Source organism: Listeria grandensis FSL F6-0971, from assembly GCF_000525835.1.
Lineage (GTDB): Bacteria > Bacillota > Bacilli > Lactobacillales > Listeriaceae > Listeria_A > Listeria_A grandensis.
In genome coordinates this window covers 13,845-33,271 of record NZ_AODD01000020.1, presented here as the reverse complement: position 1 = coordinate 33,271, position 19,427 = coordinate 13,845, and the positions used below count along the sequence as shown (strand labels likewise).

The window sequence follows — 19,427 nt, the reverse complement described above, 5'->3', positions numbered from 1 at the left end:
ACCGAATAGGAGAGAAAGATAATCTAGATTTGCTCAGATGATGTTTATCGATTTTGATGGTTATTGTTATTCATGTATCTGCTACGCATCTTTTAGGGAATGCCACCCAAATGAACACGAATTTTGCGATCGCGAACTTCTATGATTCGATATCACGCACAGCAGTTCCATTGTTTATTTTACTAAGTGGTTACTTTACTTTGCGCAAGAGCAAAAATTTAGCAATGTATTTTAAAAAACTTACATTAGGTCTCATTATCCCGACAATTGTTTGGATGGTACTTTACGAAATGTTCGAGTTTCTCGATCAAGGTGGTTGGGATGGTTTCGTCCAGTTTGTTGTGCACGGCGGATTATGGGGCTCATTCGATAATTTATTTTTCAATAATTTAGGACGCCATTTATGGTTTATGCCGATGTTCATCGGACTGCAACTCCTTGCTCCGCTGCTCGTTTTTATTAGAAAAAAAATCGGTGAAGTGGCATTCTTTAGTTTAGGTCTATTTTTCCTAGCGGTCGGCTTACTGGAAGCTGTTTTTGCGTTTTAGAGGGACCGATATGATTGTCGCAAACCTGTTCAGTTGTGTGCTTTACTTGGGTTATTTTATCCTCGGCTACAGCTTACCGAAAACGATACTGTCTCGCTTGAAAAAATTTGTCTGGTTCGCGATATTCGCACTGAGTACTGCAGCTATCTATTTCTTTACGGACTGGGCGCTAGAGAATCGCATGGAGATCGGCTTTAAACCGCTATATTTCTATGATTACCTATCTATATTTGTAGTCATCGCAGCGATTGCCCTGTTCATGATGTTTACCAGCATTCAAATTAAAAATCATGGCTTGCAAAAAATTTCACGCGCTATCACACCGCACATCTTCTTCATTTATTTTGTGCATCTAATTGTGTTGCGCTATGTGACAGAAATATTTGCAGATATGATTCCGATTGAAGATCACTTATCGTGGGCGATTCCCGTTATGAGTATCATCATTTTCATCCTATCTTATATCATTAGTTTCCTATTCAGTGCCCTAAAATCGATTTTCATCAAAAAAAAAACAACCGAAGAAACCAGATTATAAATTAGGTAACGCCCCGATCGGAAAAGTATAATAAAAAAGAGTTTGAGCGACGTCTAAATACATCTGGACGAATGCTCAAACTCTTTGCTATTTTACCGTTACAGTAATTGTTTTTTCCGTCGTTAAGCCATAAAAGTTCGAAGCTACATACGTGACGAAATATTTTCCTGCTACATCTGTATTTAAATCACTGGCTTTTACATGCAAGAAAATTCGAATATCACCAGCTAATTCATCAAAAGCTGAGACGTCTTTCAAATAATCAAAGTATGTTCCACGGGGAACCGTTGCATTTTGAGCTTCGATAATCGGGCTTGAAACGACGTTCACTTCAACGCGGCGTTCTTTCCAACGACCATCAGCAGCAATCGCACGATATGTCACGTGATAGCTACCAACTTTGCTTGTATCGACATCATTTTCTGTAACAAAGATGGAATTTGTCAAATCAACATGATTGTCGTCGTCATAAGCGGTTAACGAAATCGGTGGCATCATTGGATCGAAAATCGTATTCTTTTTAATAAAATAGCGATGGGCATGCAAAGAAACACCTTTAATACGATCACTGCCAGAAATCGCAAGTTTGTTTTTTAGTGGAAGTGTTTTGGCTTTTGCCGTGTGGTGGGCAAGGCTTGCAGGAAGGACAAGCATAATAGCGGATGTAACGAGGGCAGTTGTGGTTAATTTTTTGTACATGTGTGTTCACTCCTAAATTATCTTATAATCATAAGTATACATTAAATGTCAGAGTTATATTGTTAAAAATCTAACCTTTTTCAAATATTTTTGTGTACTTTTCGACATAAATAAAGACGGCAAACTTTGAAAAATACAATTTTGCCGTCCAGCTATTTTATTTATTTTTAAAGAATAGTGGTAAATGTTCTTTGTGAGCTTCGAGCAACTCATCGAGCAAGATACGAGCGTCTGTATCGCTTGGAACCAGAGGATTTACGGTCATAGCAAGCAATGCTTTATCATAATCACCGGTAACCGCAGCATCTACTGTTAAGCGTTCTACTGTCTTGATTTGTTGGATAATACCATTGATCGCAACAGGAAGATGTCCGCTTGCCAAAGGAATCGGGCCTTGACGGGTAATCACGCAGTTCGTTTCAATCGCGGATGCAGGATCGATATCCAAAATCGCACCATTGTTACGCGTATTCACAATTTGAATATCCCGTTTGTCGTTGTAAATCGAGTTGATCAAGTTACAAGCCGCTTCACTATAGTAAGCACCACCGCGCTGTTCTAATTGTTTTGGCTTCTCCGCTAAATCGACATCTTTATACAACTCGAAAAGTTCTGCTTCGACACGTTTCACGACTTCTGCACGTGTACCATGTTTTTCATACGCTGCTTGTTGATCTTCTAGCTGCGTACGTGTTTGCCAGTAGTAGCGCAAGTAATCGATTGGAATCATATTCAATGTACGCAGGAATGTTGCATCCCAGCCAGTCGCGTTAATGTTTTTCAAAGTGGAGCCAGATTCGCCTTCTGTCATTTTAGTAACAACTTCAGCGGTTACATCTTCGCCATCTTTATAAACAGTTTTTGCAAAAACCATATGATTTAAGCCAACAAATTCAACGTAGATATCTGTGTGATCTACACCTAAAATGTCCGCGATGTTCTTCTCAATGCCGATTGGGCCATTACATAAGCCGACTACTTTATTGATATTACTATAACGAAGAACGGCTTCTGTTACCATTCCCGCAGGATTCGCAAAGTTGATCAGCCATGCATTCGGACATAAGCGTTCCATATCTTTACAAATGTCAAGAATGACAGGAACGGTACGGAAAGCTTTAAACATCCCACCAGGCCATTCGTTTCTTGCCCAACAACACCATGAGAGTTCGGAATACGTTCATCCTTCACACGCGCATCCAATTGGCCAACACGCAATTGTGTCGTTACGAAATCAGCACCTTTTAACGCTTCTTCGCGATCCATCGTTAAATGAATTTCCATATCCACGCCAGCTTTTTCAACCATCCGTTTTGCTAAATTACCAACGATTTCGAGTTTTTCCTTACCAGCTGGTACATCAACAAGCCAAAGTTCACGTACTGGGAGTTCCTTTTGACGTTTGATGAAACCTTCAATTAATTCAGGAGTGTAGCTTGATCCACCGCCGATTGTAGCGATTTTGATACCTTTAGACATCGATTTTTCCTCCAATATATTTAAGATTTGATTATGTTTTGTATAACGCTTTCTTCTCCCAATAGTATAGGCTTAAAATGAAAAAATAGCTATTAATTCGGGGGTATTTGTTAAGCATTTTTGAAATTGGAATTTGTTCCTTTTGTGTAACGATTTGTCACATGGTGGTGAATCGTGATAAAATAGCGCTATAAATATGATCGGAGGCATGCAAATGCTGTTTTTAGATAAGACGATTGAATTGAATGATACAGAAATGGCTATTTACAATTACATCGCGACGAATTTGGATACGGTAACATATATGAGAATTCGTGATTTAGCGGATGCGACACACGTTAGTACAACTACGATTTTGCGATTTTGCCGCAAATTTAGCTGTAGCGGTTTTTCTGAGTTTCGAGTAAAGCTACAAATGTATGCGCAAGAACGGACGAAGATTAATGTGGACATGTCGGATGAAACAACCTATATTGATTTTTTGAAACGGACGGCGCAACCTGAGTTTAAGGCGAATATTGAGGCGTCAGCGAAAATTTTACGCGATGCGGAGCTCGTATTATTTGTTGGAATCGGCTCATCGGGTATTATCGCGGAGTATGGTGCCCTTTATTTTTCCTCGTTATTCACGTTGGCGCTTCACATCGAAGACCCACTAAATCATCCTTTTTACCATCTATCCAGCAAATTATCCGATAAAATTTGCATGATCGCTATCTCGGTTTCAGGCGAGAATGAAGATATAATCAAGTATATTCACCAACTAAAAATGCAAAAATGCAAAATTATTACGATCACAAATAGCGCGAAATCGACCATGGCAAAATTATCAGATGCTAATATTTCCTACTATATAAATAAAGAAATGTATCAAGAAGCTGATATTACTTCCCAACTTCCCGCCATTTATACTGTGGAATGTATCGCTCGTGAAATTCGTACTCAGCTGGATCGTGAAGAAAAATAGGGAAAACCCTGAGCGTTATAGCTGTTCGAATGTGGTAGTATAATTATTGTATACTATTTTTTAGGAGGAATGAAACATGACGAAGATAACCGAGGAACAGAAACAAATCGTTAAGTCAACAGCGCCGATTTTAAAGGAACATGGCAAAGAAATTACAGCCATTTTTTATAAGAAGATGTTTGCGGCACACCCGGAGTTACTCAATTATTTCAACATGACCAATCAAGAAATAGGGACACAACCCCTTGCTTTAGCTAATACGGTGTACCTAGCCGCTGAAAATATTGAACAGTTAGAGATTCTTTTACCACAAGTAAAAACAATTGCCCATAAGCACCGCAGTTTGACGATTAAAGCGGAACATTATCCAATTGTTGGTGAATATTTGCTGAAAGGAATCGCAGAATATTTAGGTGATGCTGCAACGCCTGAAATTTTAGATGCGTGGGGCGCCGCTTATGGCATCATTGCTGACATCTTTATCGAGGTGGAGCAAGAAATGTACGATGCGTTAGGCGACGTGCGCAATCGTGACTTCATTACGTTTAAAATCGCGGCGAAACAGGACGTAGCACCGAATGTGTTCACGTTAGATTTAACCCGCAACGATGGCGGTGAGTTACTAGACTTTGCACCGGGACAATACATATCCTTGCGTGTGAAGTTGGGCGAACTATTCCATAATCGGCAGTATAGCTTGACAAAAGCATTTGATGGAAAAACGTATCAAGTTGCGATCAAGCGAGAAAATGAAAAGGAACCTGCGGGTGTAGTTTCCAATCATATTTACAATAACTATCAATCGGTGATACTCTTTTAGCAACACTTCCGGCAGGAGATTTTGAACTGGATGCTGATGCAACGAGCCATGTCTTCATTGCAGGCGGAATAGGGATTACACCGATTGCCTCAATGGTAAGCAGCTTCCAGAATCATGACCATTTGACGCTTATTCACTGTGTGCGGTCTGAAGAATATGCCGTATTTTCGCAAAATTTCCAATCCAAACTAGGCGAATCTTACCACCAGTTCGCAGGAAAAAATATCACAAAATCGGATTTAGAACAACTTGTAACGAGTGGAGCAGCGATTTATTTATGCGGTCCAGTTCCGTTTATGCAGGCAGTGGAAGTCATGTTGCGGGAGCTTGGTCACGATCAGGATGATATTCACTTCGAAGCTTTCCAACCAGCACTTAGCTTAGTTTAATAAAAAGGCGCTTCCTTACCCAGTTTATTTTAGGTGAGGAAGCGTTTTTTGAATAAATAAGCAGATTTTTCTATGGATTTATTTTTTTCTAAATAATTAGTGAAATATTGGCGGATTAGACGTATAATAGAAACTATCAACAAAAGGAGCTGAAGTAGTTTGAAAGCAATTTTAACAGTAATAGGAAAAGACAATGTCGGCATTATTGCGGGAGTGAGTCAGGAGCTTAGCGAGCTTGAAATCAATATTTTGGACGTATCACAAACGATAATGGACGGCTATTTTACCATGATGATGATGCTTGATATAAGCACGACTACGAAAGCTTTTGACGAAATAAAGAGTCGGCTAGCCAAAAAAGGTGAAGCACTAAATGTAAAGATTAATATCCAGCGTGAAGAAATTTTTAATTCAATGCATAAATTATAAAAGGAGGGGACTGTCCGTATGGAGACGAAGCAAATACTCGAAACAATTCGTATGATTGAAGAAGAAAAACTAGATATTCGAACAATCACAATGGGAATCTCGTTGCTTGATTGTATCGACAGTGACGGTGAGAAAGCGCGCGCTAAGATATATCAAAAAATTACTACATATGCCGAGAAATTAGTTCAGACCGGGGAAGATATCGAATCAGAATATGGCATTCCGATTATCAATAAGCGCATTTCTGTGACACCAATCGCGATAATTGCTGGTGCCTCCGATGATAAAGATTATGTTGCATTTGCCAAAACATTAGACGACGCCGCAAGAAAAGTTGGTGTCAATTTCATTGGTGGTTTTTCCGCACTTGTCGAAAAAGGATATACAAAAGGTGATGCCATCTTGATCCAATCCATTCCCGAAGCGTTAGCACAAACCGAACGTGTATGTTCCTCCGTTAATATTGGTTCCACACGCACAGGTATCAATATGGACGCTGTTCGCGATATGGGGGAAGTTATCAAAAAAACCGCGGAACTAACAGCAGATACACAAGGTTTAGGCTGTGCAAAATTAGTAGTTTTCGCCAATGCAGTAGAGGATAATCCCTTCATGGCCGGCGCTTTTCATGGAGTTGGTGAAGCAGATTGTGTGATTAATGTCGGTGTCAGTGGACCAGGTGTCGTCAAACGCGCCATCGAAAAAGTAAAAGGAGCAAGCTTTGATAAAGTAGCTGAGATGGTAAAACAAACCGCTTTTAAAATTACACGAATGGGTGAACTAGTAGGCCAAGTGGCATCCGATCGGCTTGGCGTCCCATTCGGCATCGTCGATCTATCGCTGGCTCCAACCCCAGCAGTCGGTGATTCCGTTGCGCATATACTAGAAGAAATGGGTCTAGAAATGGTTGGGACACATGGCACAACCGCGGCACTCGCGCTCCTCAATGATGCTGTCAAAAAAGGTGGCGTCATGGCATGCGGTCACGTTGGTGGATTAAGTGGCGCATTTATTCCTGTTTCCGAAGACATTGGCATGATCGAGGCAGTAAATGATGGCTCTTTAAATCTAGAAAAACTGGAAGCAATGACAGCGATATGTTCCGTCGGGCTCGACATGATTGCTATACCTGGTGATACACCTGCCTCTACAATTGCCGCAATGATTGCAGACGAAGCCGCAATTGGAGTTATTAACAATAAAACAACGGCCGTGCGCATCATTCCCGCAGTAGGAACAAAAGTCGGCGATATGGTCGCATTTGGTGGACTTTTAGGGACCGCACCAGTTATGAAAGTGAATAAAAAATCATCCGCAGAATTTATCGCAAGAGGTGGAAGGATACCCGCTCCAATTCACTCCTTCAAAAACTAAATGACGAGCGAAGTGAGGAACAATACACATCTGCGTGTGATCCAAGGCCTGGCATTAAACATTCCTCGCTTTGCTCTATTTTAGTAATACTTTCATTTGGAGTGGCCATTCTAAGAATTAGGGGCATGAAGATTGCATTATGTTTTAATATAGTTCATAATAGAACTATTCGGATAAGGACTAAATAGACAAGGAGTGAGTAAATGTCGGATTTTCAGCAGGCGGGCGATGTTATTAAAGCAGTTGTTGGCATCCACAATACGTTGGTGCAGATTACTCGGAAGTATGAATCTGAGCTTGGCTTGACCTTTTTGCAGTTGGCGATTGTGAATACTATTCGCTTTCATGCAGGCGGGACGCTCAAGCAGGTTACTGAGCAGCTTTCTTTGTCTAAAAGTACGGCTAGCACACAAGTTGATTTGCTCGTCGGAAAGGGGTATGTTCACCGGGAAGTATCCAAAACGGATCGTCGGGAAACAATGCTTACCTTGACGAAACAAGGAGACCTAGTCGCTCAAAAAAGCATCATGATTTTGCCGTTCTATCAAGCCACAGCAGAACAGCTTGCAATAAAATCACCAGAAGACACGCGTATCCTCATGGAAACACTCGAGCAATTACTGGAACAACTACAAAACCTGAAAGGAGAGAAGAAATAATGGCTATTTTAACAACGATATTTATTTTAATTGTCGCAGTACTGCATTTTTATATCATGTATTTTGAAATGTTTGCCTTTACAAAACCTCGGACTCTAAAAACCTTTAATATGACAAAAGAGAAGGCGGAAAGCGGGAAAGAACTTGCGGCAAATCAAGGTCTTTACAACGGTTTTCTAGCGGCCGGTCTCGTATGGAGCGTGCTTTATCCTGATCCAACTATCGGTCTTCAAATCACTTTGTTTTTCCTAAGCTGTATCGTAATCGCAGCGCTTTATGGCGCGGCAACAGTTTCCAAACGGATCTTTTTTGCACAAGGTATCCCAGCGATCATCGCACTTACTTTCACAATTATTAGCTTGTAATCACATCAAAAAACGGCATGCAGTCACTAAGGACTCATGTCGTTTTTCGTTCCACCAATGTAAATTCCAGTTCTAGTAGTGGCTCCTCTTTCTCGTCTAGCTGGTTCAAAATAATCCGAAACGCATTCTCAGCCTGCAAATCAATCGGATAATGAATCGTCGTCATATCAAACAATCGCGCCACATTATTCGTATCATCAAAGCCAACGATCGCGACATCCTCAGGAACCCGAATCCCAATCCGCCGGGCTTCCGCGATGAATCCCGACGCCAAGTAATCCGTCGGGCAAAGAATCGCATCCGCCTTCACATCCTGCGCCAGCCACCAATGTGCAATCTCTTCCCCATGCGTAATCCGCCCTTTATTATAGAAATGCTCCATCTCATTTGGATCAAGCCCATACTTCTCACAAAAATCGGCAAAAGCCCGCATCCGACCACGCGTATTTTTCCCAGACATCCGACCATAAATATTTGCAATCCGCCGGTATCCGCGCGTGTATAGATGTTCCAAGCCGAGCATATAGCCATCATACTGATCCATAAAAACCGAAGCAACACTTTGTAACTGTACCCGTTCCCACGTCACGATCGGTCCATATTTAGCGTATTTCTCAATGTCCGCCCAAGGGCTCGCCCGCAACACAAAAACAAGCGCATCAAGCTGTTTATGGCGCAACATCTCCAGTGCTTCTTGTTCCCGCGCCTTATCGCCATTCGTCACAAACACCGTTACATTATACCCCTGACGCTGCGCCGCCATCGAAAAACTACGTAAAAAAACACCCATCGAATTATCAAACGTCAACGCCACAATTCCGATCATCATCGTTTTTCCTTTTAATAGAGAAACCGCGTTCCGATTCGGTGCATAATCGAGCTGGTCGACAATCTCCTGTACGCGTGCGCGCGTCTCGTCACTCACATAGCCACGACCACTCACGACCCGCGAAACAGTCGCTGCTGAAACCCCAGCCAATTTTGCGATATCTTGAATATTCGCCATTTTATCCAACTCCTCAAGCTTCTTCCATCTATAGTATACCGCAATCCGAAAATTTTATCCCCAATAAAAAAGTTTGGAATTAATCCTTGACCTGTAATGCATTACATAAACTACAATAAAGAAGAGCAGAACAAGCAACCGCTTTATAAAATTTTTTGGAGGTATGTAAAAATGAGTAAAGGCGTAAAAATTGTTACCATTGGTGGAGGATCGAGTTACACTCCAGAGCTAGTAGAAGGATTTATTAAGCGCTTCGATGAACTACCGATCAGAGAATTATGGCTTGTTGATATTGAGGCTGGCCGTGAAAAACTAGAAATCGTTGGCACGATGGCAAAACGTATGGTAAAAGCAGCTGGGATTGATTGCGAAGTACATTTGACTCTCGATCGCCGCGAAGCTTTAAAAGATGCCGATTTCGTCACAACACAATTCCGTGTGGGCTTACTGGAAGCACGTATCAAAGATGAAAGCATTCCATTAAGCCATGGAATCATCGGTCAAGAAACAAATGGAGCAGGTGGAATGCTTAAAGCCTTCCGTACGATTCCTGTTATATTAGGTATTGTAGAAGACATGAAAGAATTATGTCCAGACGCATGGCTGATCAACTTTACAAATCCAGCTGGTATGGTCACCGAAGCTGTTCTTCGCTATGGAAAATGGGATAAAGTCATCGGTCTATGTAATGTACCGATTGGTGCCATTAAAAGCGCATCTGATGTCCTTAAAAAACCAGAAGAAGACCTATTTTTCAAATTCGCCGGTATCAATCACTTGCACTGGCATCGCATTTTTGACAAAGACGGCACTGAATTAACCGAACAAGTTATCGAAGGCCTTTACGCACCAGATGCAAACCCAGAGAAAATCGTCGAAAACATCCAAAATATGCGCTTCTTATACGAACAAGTTCGCAATTTGAAAATGCTACCATGTCCATACCACCGCTATTACTACATGACAGACAACATGCTAGAAGAAGAGCTGGAAGCTTTCAAAACAGAAGGAAGCCGTGGCCAAGTCGTAAAACGCTTAGAAGAAAGCCTATTCGAGCTTTACAAAGATCCAAATCTTGATCACAAACCAGAAGAACTATCTAAACGTGGTGGCGCGCATTATAGTGACGCAGCTTGCGAAATCATCAATTCGATCTACAATAATAAAGGCACAATGATGGTCGTATCCACACGTAACAACGGAGCAATTGACGATGTCCCTTACGATAGCGCTATTGAAATCACAAGTGTTATCCGCGCGCACGGTGCAGAACCAGTCAATTTTGGTAAGTTCCCGCCAGCACAACGCGGTCTACTCCAAGTGATGAAAGCAATGGAAGAACTAACAATCGAAGCAGCCGTAACAGGAGACTACGATACAGCCCTCCAAGCATTCACATTAAACCCATTAGTTCCAAGTGGGGATATCGCTCAAACGGTACTCGATGAACTACTAGAAGCACACAAAGAACACCTACCACAATTCTTCACAAAAGTGAACGCTTAAAATAAAGAATGCGCGCCAAATCTTCATTTTCAAGGCGCGCATTTCCTTGTAAAATAATTTCGTCTTTTAAATGGAATTGTGAAATAAAATTACCAACTAGTTACACCTATAGAAATTAAAAGTCTATACATACCAAGTGTGTACAGGCTTTTTTTGATTACACGGATATGTTCAATGTGTGTAAACGCTTCATTTTCACAAATAAACCCTGCCGTATGAAGCGCTTTCAGATCTTGAGGTCTTGTAAAAAAACTTGGCACGCTTTTTGCAATATAATTAAATGAATCCATAAAACCTTAATACGAATAGGAGAGGAGGACATCCCTAGCAATTCACAGGTCGAATGGAGGTTGAACGCATTCTAAACAAGAAGAAACAGACACAATGCAGTAAACGCTAACAAAAAGGGTATCCATTCAAAGCGTTTAACTTACAGAATGCTGAGTAACCACAAATCGTTTCAAAATAGGGAGGATAATTATGAACGGACTAACTAATTTTTTAGAAAAGTATTTCGTGCCAGTTGCAGCTAAAATCGGCTCGCAAAAACATTTAGTCGCGTTACGTGATGCATTCATTTCAACAATGCCTATCACAATGGCCGGCTCAATCGCAGTTCTTTTAAATGCATTTTTCAGGGATTTCCCAACGTCATGGGGTTGGACAGGATTTGTCGAAGCCATGCAACCACTTATCGGTGTCAATGGATATGTTTGGGCAGCAACACTTGCCATCGTTTCCTTAGTATTCGCGGTCTCATTAGGTTATAACTTATCGAAAGTGTATGAAGTTGACCGCCTAGCCGGTGCACTTGTTTCACTTGCAGCATTCGTTATGAACTTGTCACAAACAGTAGCAGTCGATCCAATCAAAAATGCGATCCTAGCTGCTAATCCAAAAGCAGACGTTTCGATGATTCAACCAGTTTGGGGGTTCCTTGATCTAAACCAAGTGAACGGTACTGGTTTGTTTACTGCCATGTTATTCGGTTTTATTTCTACTATTATTTATGCAAAATTAATGCGTGCCAATATCACTATCAAAATGCCAGATTCCGTACCGCCAGCAGTAAGTAAAGCATTCGCAGCGATCATTCCTGCATTAGTAGCTCTTTATGTCTGCGCGATCATCGACTGGTCATTCGTTAAAATTACAGGTCTTGACGTTATCACATGGATTTCTAAAACAATCCAAGAACCGCTACTTGCCTTGTCACAAGGTTATGGCGCAGTGTTACTCGTAACATTCCTAGTTCAACTACTATGGTTCTTCGGTATTCACGGACCAAACGTATTGGCTCCAGTTCTAGAATCACTTTGGGGTACAGCACAACTTAACAACATTAACGAAGCAGCAAAAGGTGTTGCAGGATCTGATCTTCCGTACCAATGGGTTCGTGGTTCTTTCGATGCTTACGTATGGATAGGTGGTTCAGGTGGTACACTTGTGCTTATCATCGCCCTACTCATGTTCTCTAAACGAGCGGACTCGAGAACCGTGGCCAAACTATCACTCGGGCCTGGTATATTTAATATCAACGAACCGATCATGTTCGGTTTACCAATTGTATTAAACTCTATCTACCTGATTCCATTTATCATTGCACCAATGGTCATGGTAACAGTCGCTTACTTTGCGACAGTTTGGGGACTCGTTGCACCAGTTAAAATTGCCGTGGTATGGGTAATGCCACCGCTGATAAATTCATTCCTTGCAACTGGAGGAGATTGGATGGCGCCAGTCATATCGCTCATAAATATGGTGATCGCTTTCCTAATCTGGGTACCGTTCGTTATTACAGCGAATAAGGTAGGCGTGCCTGAAGAAGAAATGAAATCTTAATGTTCCGCGGAGATTTGGTGACACGAACTGGTTTTGGCGGGAGGTCAAGACCGGGATGTGACACCTGAAATTTTTAGTCTGATGTCGTCCGAGTTGGCGATGTCAGACCATTATGTGAAATCGTGTTTAGTTGATTCTTTACACTCCACACACCGAAAAAGTATAATAGAGGTAATACGTAGAAGGAGGTAATGAAAATGATCGTAATTAGTAGTCCTATGAAACGAGATTTTTTTGTTGAAACGTTGGAGAAATATAATGAAAATGGTGTCACTTTTAAAAAGGTGGACGAAAAAGGAATTAAGTTATATTTCGAAACGACTGCTGAGGATGAAGAAGCTGCGGTTAGAATCGCGAAGGATGTTATGAAGGCAACGGATATTGGCGCCGTTCTTTACTTCCAGGTTACTGTGGAGTAATTATGAAGAGTGCTGCAAACGGACTATTTATAATGAGTATTGGCTTAATTATTATCGTGTTCAGTCCATCAGCAGGCGGAAATTCGACTAATTTGCCAATGATGCTTACAGGAATTTTAGTAGTTATTCTAGGAGCTCTCATGGTGTTCCTTAAGAAGAAAAAAGATAAGAAATCCTAAAGGGAGATGGTATTATGAACGTTTCCAAGAAATTATACATCTCACAAAAAGAGTGTTTTCATACGATTGCGAAATCCGTAATCTACGACGTCAAACAAGCAACCGGCAAAAATCTACCGATGCAAAAGCTAAAGGGGTTCAAGTATCGTCGAACAATGTCAAATGGTGCTGCTGTTGAGACGAAGATTACCGAGTTTCAATTTCCTAATGTGTACCAATTCGAAACAACGAGTCGCGTAAACCTTCACCGGACAACCTATACGGTCACCGAAATTAGTGATCATGTCTGTGAAGTCACATATAAAGAAGAAATTGAAGCTGAGAAGTGGATGCAGAAAATGAATAATATGTTGGTAGGTACCATTTTCGCATTTTTAAGGAAAAAAAGGGTAACACGTTTGCTAAAAGCCATGGAGGATTCGGTGATTACAGCAAGCAAATAAAAGGGGATCATTAGGCGGTATTACCCCAATAATGGTGGTATCCCAAGTGCCATCAATAAGAAATATCGCTTTTTGATATAGAGGAAGAGCAGTGAGGCATGTCTCACTGCTCTTGCTCGTGGTGTTTGTACTCTATTTTTCACTATAGTATAATACCAAGGGAAGACAAAAAGGGAAAAACAGGCTACAGAGGAGATTTTTATTATGACTGCACCAGAAAAGAGGAAACAACTCAAGCACCCATATCTAGTTAGGTCGCTCAGAGCCGTTTTATTTGGGCTTGTATTATCTGTCGTGTTACATATTTTACTGGATGCATCGCTCAGCGGTTTTAATTTATCAGATACACTACAAATGATTCAGACATACCCCATTCCGTTCCTACTCGGAATTTTAGTCTTAATGCTCGTCTACTTATTTTTAATCTCGCTTATCGGTAATTTATGGGCTAGTACGACGATCTTGGTTGGTACATCTCTCATCGTTGCCTTCGCGAATAATCAGAAATTTCTAGAACGAGGAGAACCTCTATATCCGCAAGAATTCGAAATGATCACACAATGGCGATTTATGCTCTCGATGCTGTCGACGTGGCTTGTTATTCTACTATTTATCGGTATCGCTGTTATTGTTGCGATTGCATGGATACTTGACCGCTATTCACGTAAAATTTCCGCTAAGTACTACGGGCGTGATTTCAAATATTGGGATCGTAAAACACTCATTATTCGTGCTGTAGGACTTGTTTTTAGCGGTGCACTCTTATTCTCGCTCACGAACTTCCAAAATACCGACAACTGGCTGAGAAAGGCGTACAACATCGATGCACAGTGGAAAGACGTAGACCCGAAAGAAAGCTATCAGCAATACGGTTTTGTAGGAGGACTCATTTACAGCGCGACGGCCAATATCATGGAGGCACCAACAGGTTACAGCGAATCAAAAATGAAAGCAATCACTAAAAAATATCAGAAACTAGCGGATGAAATCAATACCACACGTAAGAACAAACCAATGGACGGTGTGAATATTGTCTATGTTATGAGTGAAAGCTTCAGTGACCCAACAAGGCTGAATGGTGTCACAACATCCTCAGACCCTATTCCTGAAACACGCAAAATCATGGGAAAATACCCATCAGGATACAGTTTGTCCCAAGGTTACGGCGGTGGAACAGCCAATATTGAATTTGAAGCTTTGACTGGTTTATCGATGTATAACATTAACCCACAGATTACCTCACCATATCAAATGTTTCTATATCAAAAAGAAAACTTCCCATCTCTGGTCAGCTCATTAAAACAAAGCGACTATGAAACAATCGCTATCCATCCGTTCAAACCATCTTTTTATCGGCGAACAGACGTATATAATGCACTAGAATTTAACAAATTTATCAGTCGAGATGAAATGAAGCATACAGAATCCCTTGACGACAGCGAATATATCTCAGATGCGTCAGCATACCAAGAAACACTAGATCAGCTAAAAGCGAACAAATCATCGACATTCATTCATCTTGTCACAATGCAAAATCATATGACATATTGGGATAAATATATTAACACAATCGGTGTAGAAGGCGTACCAGAAAACAATAAAGAGACTGTCGAAACATATCTTCAAGGTATCAAATATTCCGATGACGCTTTAAAAGACTTTGTAGCTGAGTTGGATAACATGAAAGAAAAAACAATGGTCGTTTTCTGGGGAGATCACCTGCCGAGCGTTTTCCCAGAAGAAATCGTCAATCAAAACACAGAACGAACGATGCACGAGACACCGCTCTTCATGTATGCTAACTTCGACTTACCAAAAGAAGACTACGGTACGATTAGCCCCATCTATTTCGCGCCCAAAATGCTAGAACTAACGGATAGCAAGGTCTCTCCATACTATGCTTTACTTACAGAAATGAGTAAGGAAGTCCAAGGATTGGAGAAAAACGTCCTCATTAATGGCAAGAACAAAACGATTATTGAAGACCAATTATCCACAAAAGCCAAAGAATACCTAGCGGACTATAAGCTAATAGAATATGATCTAGTAAGCGGTAAGGGGTATACTAAGTCAGGATTATTTAAAAATAAATAATAAAAAGGGCATTTTCGATTTTTTTCGAAATGTCTTTTTTATTTATGTAGACAAAAAAAAGAAACCCACAAAAGTGAGTTTCTTTTATCAGCTAAAATTACGCTTTTTCAACGTTAGCAGCTTGAGGTCCACGTTGACCTTCTTCTACGTCAAAAGTAACTTTTTGGCCTTCGTCTAAAGATTTGAAGCCTTCGCCTTGGATAGCGCTGAAATGTACGAATACATCGTCACCGTTTTCGCGTTCGATAAAACCAAAACCTTTTTCGCCGTTAAACCATTTTACTGTACCTGTTTCCATATCAAAATTCCTCCTCGTGCACACTGGCACATAATATTACTATTCCTGCTTAGCGGTACGAAGTGGAAAGTTATTCACTAATCATTTCTTCACCAACAAAAATAAGTCTAGTTAAATATACCATGCTTTTCTCAATAAAGCAAACAAATACCCTTAAATCTATTAATGATTGTTAAAATACCCTTTCTTCGCGTTTTAAAACAAGTTAGGAAGGCTATCTGCATCTAGCAAATTTTTTAATTTTTTCACATCAGTAATAACCCAGGGTTTCTTATTAGAGATTAAAATTTCTTTCTCGCGTAGTTCTAGTAATGCTTTAGAGGTATAACCTTTCGATGTGTTGGATAATTCGGCCAAACGATCATACGTTAGGAAACTCGGAAGTTCTACAGTATTAGAATCTTTCCGAAAGCCCAAATCGATGAGGGAAATGAGACTAAAATAAATGCGTTTCTTTGAGCTTAGCCGATCCTGTACAGCTATGGCATACAATTCTCGTCGGGTACGAGCCATAAAGCTCATTAAAATATAATTTCTAGGATCTTCAAGTTGCAACATTTTTTTTAGAAATGCGAAATCAATACGCCACCAGATCACATCGGTCAGCGCCTCAATTCTGGAATTATGAGGGATGTCTTCTTGGTATATTGGAAGGAAAGGGAAATTGCCAGGACGAACAAGGAAATGAAAATTCTGCCCAGCCCCCCCTTCATACCTATACTGTACGTACCCGCTTTGAACGAGATAAAAGTAATCACGCCGCTTATCAAAAAACAGTTCAGTTCCTTGGGAAATACGTTCTTCTATACAGTGATGGTTAAATTGAGCGTCTTTTTTTTAATATTTTTATGATATTAGATAGAGTTGCAAAATTATCAATGGTTTCTTTTAAATACAAGGGGAACGCCTCCTTAATATATTCTTCTATATGAATAAATACCCTAAATATATATATTTGAAAGATCATTTGATGAAAAAAAGTATTAATTTAGTTGTTAACAAAATGTTCATGAATGGCTTGAAAAATAGTGAAATGTAACAATATAGATATTTTCGTATACATCTAGAAGCATATTTAATAAATCAATATGCTTCTAGATGTATATTTAGCGGGGAAAATAATTAACAAAGGAAGGATATACTAAAACAAGCAAAATAATAAATCAATGAGCGGTGTAGCTGTAGAGATGGGATAGCACAAAATTTTGTACAATACACTCGAAGCCAACTAATACGCAAAAGATGCCAAAAGTAAAAGCAAGAAAATCGGAGAAGTGATGTAGTGACAATAGAAGAAATATGCTTTTTTTGAAATAACGTAACAAAATGTACAATATTAAGGCTCGTAAACCAGAAGTATTGTATTTTTTTCAGCACACTTCAATGATACTATACACATATGGCGCTGATCCATAAGAAAAAAATCAAGCGGGGTGAACATTAATGACTACAATAACAAAAGATATTGACTTGCAACAAATTTTGATGCAATATCACGAGAATAATAAGTATTCAAGTAGTATGCACGTAGTCAATGTTAAGAAGGGAGATTGCATATGGGATTTCTCAAGTAAATCAGACATGTGTTTGTTCAATTTAGAAGGTATTGTTTATTTTGAAGAAAGAATAGCTGTGCCTGCGAAAGAAAAGAGCATGCTGAACGCCTTTCTGCTATTTAAGAATCAATCATGTGATCTGGATTGGTTATCCATTGACGAGAATGCAGAAAAAAAATTAATTGCACTATCAGAGAGCAAGATTATGCTTGTGAATAAAACGTTTCTAAATAGACAACTTGAAAACATGTCCAGATCATCAGAGAAATATCATATTAAGTCGCAACAAGAAATGTTTAAGCAACTGTATCAAATCAAATCATACTGGATGTTGCTTCCAGCAGAACAAAGAGTATTTGAGGTCATCGCTTGGTGCATAACATCGAGTAATACGGGAATTTTGCCCAATTGTATTACCCAAGAGATCCTAGCGAAATTAAGTAATTCTAGCAGAGAATATGTCAATTTAATTTTGAGCAAGTTCAAGAAACAAGGCATTATATCATTGAAACCAATCGTTATTACGAAGGTAATTTAAATGATAGTGTAGTGCAAGTTGGAAGGAAGTCGTACTAAAATGAGCACACTATTTATTGAGTTGTACAACAGAGATACAATCGAGGATAAATTTGGTTCAAAATATTTATTAGACCTTCTGAAAGATGATCCGACCTATCGAGTTCCATACACCAAAACAGTGCTACCGAAGGATACAATGCTTTGTAGTGAATTCACACCAAACGATAATATCTATTTCTTAGAATCGGGTGTAGTTGCGTATGAATACAAAGAGCAAATTATATCATTTTCAAGCCAAGGCGATATCATTGGGATGGATGATATCTTCTCATTAAGGCAGAATAAAGATAGTGTTAGGACAATAAGTAGTGCTACGGTATATATATTTCCGAAACAAGATGTGATGGAAAATCTACTTCGCATGCAAGAAGGGTGGCTTTTCCTATATTTAAATAATCATAATCATAATATTTTGATTGCCCATAAATATATATTGATGAGGCAAGTAGGAAAGTTAAGATTAAAAAAGATATTAAGAGATTTTGCAGATAAATATGGCTATAAAGATGGCAAAAATACAAAAATACCAGGATATTTTACTCGAAAAGATCTTGCTAACTACGCTAATCTCAGCACAAACTCCATGTCACAAATATGTAAACATCTTGAAGAAGAAGGTTTTTGTTCTATTAAGGCAAAACAATTTATTTTACTTGACTACACGATGAACGAATAACAAATATATTGATCTAAGAAAGGAAAAGGAACAACTAAAACATGAGTAAAGCATCTAAATTAATAATAATGGCAACGACACTTTTCGTTTCCTCAACGTTACTAGTTGGCTGTGGAGATACTTCCGCGAAGAAAGTAGAAACGAGCAAGGTGAGTGAAACAAAGAAACAAGAGCAGACGCAAGGAGATATTAATAAAGCAAAAGAAACGAAACAGCTAATCATTACACCCGTTTCTGTGAGCAATGAAGTTTCACCGGAAGAGAATAAGAAGGGCAACAAACTTATAAAGATTCACTACAAAATCAAAAACAAGTCAACAACAGATTTCACTGTAGCTGCGAATGACTTCATTATCAACATTGGTGAGAATTACTATTATATGGGTAGCGGGATTAATTTTGCAGATACGATTAAACCTGGTCAAACCTCCGAAGGCGATGGCTACTATGAGATTCCGAAGGGTTTTGATACGTACAAACTGATGTATCAACCTTTGGATAGCGATGAAAAAGCTGCTTGGAATATTATTGCTGAAATGAAGAAGTGAGAGGTGTCTAATCG

The 19,427-nt window shown here is 39.7% G+C and carries 20 protein-coding genes and 2 pseudogenes; 17 read left to right on the top strand and 5 right to left on the bottom strand.

What is annotated here, in order from left to right; all coding sequences use genetic code 11:
- Positions 1 to 56: 56 nt before the first annotated feature.
- Positions 57 to 1,086, top strand: a pseudogene (locus tag PGRAN_RS17815) (acyltransferase).
- 87 nt (positions 1,087 to 1,173) lie between these two features.
- On the opposite strand, the gene PGRAN_RS11595 reads toward PGRAN_RS17815, so the two are convergent.
- Both PGRAN_RS11595 and PGRAN_RS11590 read right to left on the bottom strand, forming a co-directional pair.
- Positions 1,174 to 1,785 carry an immunoglobulin-like domain-containing protein gene (locus tag PGRAN_RS11595; protein WP_036067265.1) on the bottom strand — a complete coding sequence of 204 codons (612 nt, stop codon included), beginning with the start codon at positions 1,783 to 1,785 and terminating at the stop codon, positions 1,174 to 1,176.
- Positions 1,786 to 1,942: 157 nt separating this feature from the next.
- Positions 1,943 to 3,264 (bottom strand): annotated as a pseudogene (locus tag PGRAN_RS11590) (6-phospho-beta-glucosidase).
- 214 nt (positions 3,265 to 3,478) lie between these two features.
- Between PGRAN_RS11590 and PGRAN_RS11585 the strand changes: the two are divergent.
- The 7 genes from PGRAN_RS11585 (at position 3,479) to PGRAN_RS11560 (ending at position 8,267) form a co-directional block, all read left to right on the top strand.
- Complete coding sequence (locus PGRAN_RS11585; protein WP_036067263.1) at positions 3,479 to 4,231, top strand: MurR/RpiR family transcriptional regulator; 753 nt, start codon at positions 3,479 to 3,481, stop codon at positions 4,229 to 4,231.
- A 76-nt stretch (positions 4,232 to 4,307) separates the two neighbouring features.
- Positions 4,308 to 5,051, top strand: coding sequence for a globin domain-containing protein (locus tag PGRAN_RS11580; protein ID WP_051998613.1), 744 nt, complete (start codon positions 4,308 to 4,310; stop codon positions 5,049 to 5,051).
- Entirely contained in the window at positions 5,033 to 5,440 is a 408-nt protein-coding gene (locus PGRAN_RS16365) for a ferredoxin reductase domain-containing protein (protein WP_338151716.1), read from the top strand. The genes PGRAN_RS11580 and PGRAN_RS16365 overlap by 19 nt, the downstream gene beginning before the upstream one ends.
- A gap of 159 nt (positions 5,441 to 5,599) precedes the next feature.
- Positions 5,600 to 5,869, top strand: coding sequence for an ACT domain-containing protein (locus PGRAN_RS11575; RefSeq protein WP_036067262.1), 270 nt, complete (start codon positions 5,600 to 5,602; stop codon positions 5,867 to 5,869).
- A gap of 18 nt (positions 5,870 to 5,887) precedes the next feature.
- Positions 5,888 to 7,243 carry a PFL family protein gene (locus tag PGRAN_RS11570; RefSeq protein ID WP_036067260.1) on the top strand — a complete coding sequence of 452 codons (1,356 nt, stop codon included), beginning with the start codon at positions 5,888 to 5,890 and terminating at the stop codon, positions 7,241 to 7,243.
- Positions 7,244 to 7,446: 203 nt separating this feature from the next.
- Positions 7,447 to 7,902, top strand: coding sequence for a MarR family winged helix-turn-helix transcriptional regulator (locus PGRAN_RS11565; protein WP_036067258.1), 456 nt, complete (start codon positions 7,447 to 7,449; stop codon positions 7,900 to 7,902).
- Positions 7,902 to 8,267, top strand: coding sequence for a DUF1304 domain-containing protein (locus PGRAN_RS11560; RefSeq protein WP_036067257.1), 366 nt, complete (start codon positions 7,902 to 7,904; stop codon positions 8,265 to 8,267). Before PGRAN_RS11565 ends, PGRAN_RS11560 begins: the two co-directional genes overlap by 1 nt.
- Positions 8,268 to 8,301: 34 nt before the next feature.
- Here the strand turns inward: PGRAN_RS11560 and PGRAN_RS11555 are convergent, their stop codons facing one another.
- Positions 8,302 to 9,273, bottom strand: coding sequence for a LacI family DNA-binding transcriptional regulator (locus PGRAN_RS11555; protein WP_036067256.1), 972 nt, complete (start codon positions 9,271 to 9,273; stop codon positions 8,302 to 8,304).
- Positions 9,274 to 9,444: 171 nt separating this feature from the next.
- Here PGRAN_RS11555 and PGRAN_RS11550 point away from each other — a divergent pair, with 171 nt between their 5' ends.
- The 6 genes from PGRAN_RS11550 (at position 9,445) to PGRAN_RS11530 (ending at position 15,756) form a co-directional block, all read left to right on the top strand.
- The gene (locus tag PGRAN_RS11550; protein WP_036067254.1) at positions 9,445 to 10,779 is read left to right on the top strand and encodes a 6-phospho-beta-glucosidase; all 1,335 of its coding nucleotides are present in this window, start codon (positions 9,445 to 9,447) and stop codon (positions 10,777 to 10,779) included.
- A 480-nt stretch (positions 10,780 to 11,259) separates the two neighbouring features.
- Positions 11,260 to 12,621, top strand: coding sequence for a PTS sugar transporter subunit IIC (locus PGRAN_RS11545; RefSeq protein WP_036067253.1), 1,362 nt, complete (start codon positions 11,260 to 11,262; stop codon positions 12,619 to 12,621).
- Positions 12,622 to 12,818: 197 nt separating this feature from the next.
- On the top strand, positions 12,819 to 13,040 hold the full coding sequence (locus tag PGRAN_RS11540; RefSeq protein ID WP_036067252.1) for a hypothetical protein: 222 nt from the start codon (positions 12,819 to 12,821) through the stop codon (positions 13,038 to 13,040).
- Between the two features lie 2 nt (positions 13,041 to 13,042).
- On the top strand, positions 13,043 to 13,219 hold the full coding sequence (locus PGRAN_RS16055; protein ID WP_065427921.1) for a DUF3188 domain-containing protein: 177 nt from the start codon (positions 13,043 to 13,045) through the stop codon (positions 13,217 to 13,219).
- A gap of 14 nt (positions 13,220 to 13,233) precedes the next feature.
- Positions 13,234 to 13,662 carry a DUF3284 domain-containing protein gene (locus tag PGRAN_RS11535; RefSeq protein WP_036067251.1) on the top strand — a complete coding sequence of 143 codons (429 nt, stop codon included), beginning with the start codon at positions 13,234 to 13,236 and terminating at the stop codon, positions 13,660 to 13,662.
- 204 nt (positions 13,663 to 13,866) lie between these two features.
- Positions 13,867 to 15,756, top strand: a complete 1,890-nt coding sequence (locus PGRAN_RS11530) for an LTA synthase family protein (RefSeq protein ID WP_051998611.1) — start codon at positions 13,867 to 13,869, stop codon at positions 15,754 to 15,756.
- 97 nt (positions 15,757 to 15,853) lie between these two features.
- Here the strand turns inward: PGRAN_RS11530 and PGRAN_RS11525 are convergent, their stop codons facing one another.
- Together PGRAN_RS11525 and PGRAN_RS17330 are read right to left on the bottom strand one after the other, a co-directional pair.
- Positions 15,854 to 16,054 carry a cold-shock protein gene (locus tag PGRAN_RS11525; RefSeq protein WP_036061193.1) on the bottom strand — a complete coding sequence of 67 codons (201 nt, stop codon included), beginning with the start codon at positions 16,052 to 16,054 and terminating at the stop codon, positions 15,854 to 15,856.
- A gap of 195 nt (positions 16,055 to 16,249) precedes the next feature.
- Positions 16,250 to 16,651, bottom strand: a complete 402-nt coding sequence (locus PGRAN_RS17330) for a cyclic nucleotide-binding domain-containing protein (protein ID WP_241433342.1) — start codon at positions 16,649 to 16,651, stop codon at positions 16,250 to 16,252.
- 846 nt (positions 16,652 to 17,497) lie between these two features.
- Between PGRAN_RS17330 and PGRAN_RS11515 the strand changes: the two genes are divergently transcribed.
- The 3 genes from PGRAN_RS11515 to PGRAN_RS11505 are packed head-to-tail and all read left to right on the top strand — an operon-like array spanning position 17,498 to position 19,413.
- Complete coding sequence (locus PGRAN_RS11515) at positions 17,498 to 18,148, top strand: helix-turn-helix domain-containing protein (protein WP_036067250.1); 651 nt, start codon at positions 17,498 to 17,500, stop codon at positions 18,146 to 18,148.
- Positions 18,149 to 18,187: 39 nt separating this feature from the next.
- The gene (locus PGRAN_RS11510) at positions 18,188 to 18,865 is read left to right on the top strand and encodes a Crp/Fnr family transcriptional regulator (protein WP_036067249.1); all 678 of its coding nucleotides are present in this window, start codon (positions 18,188 to 18,190) and stop codon (positions 18,863 to 18,865) included.
- Between the two features lie 41 nt (positions 18,866 to 18,906).
- Positions 18,907 to 19,413, top strand: coding sequence for a DUF4352 domain-containing protein (locus tag PGRAN_RS11505; protein ID WP_036067248.1), 507 nt, complete (start codon positions 18,907 to 18,909; stop codon positions 19,411 to 19,413).
- Positions 19,414 to 19,427 lie beyond the last annotated feature (14 nt).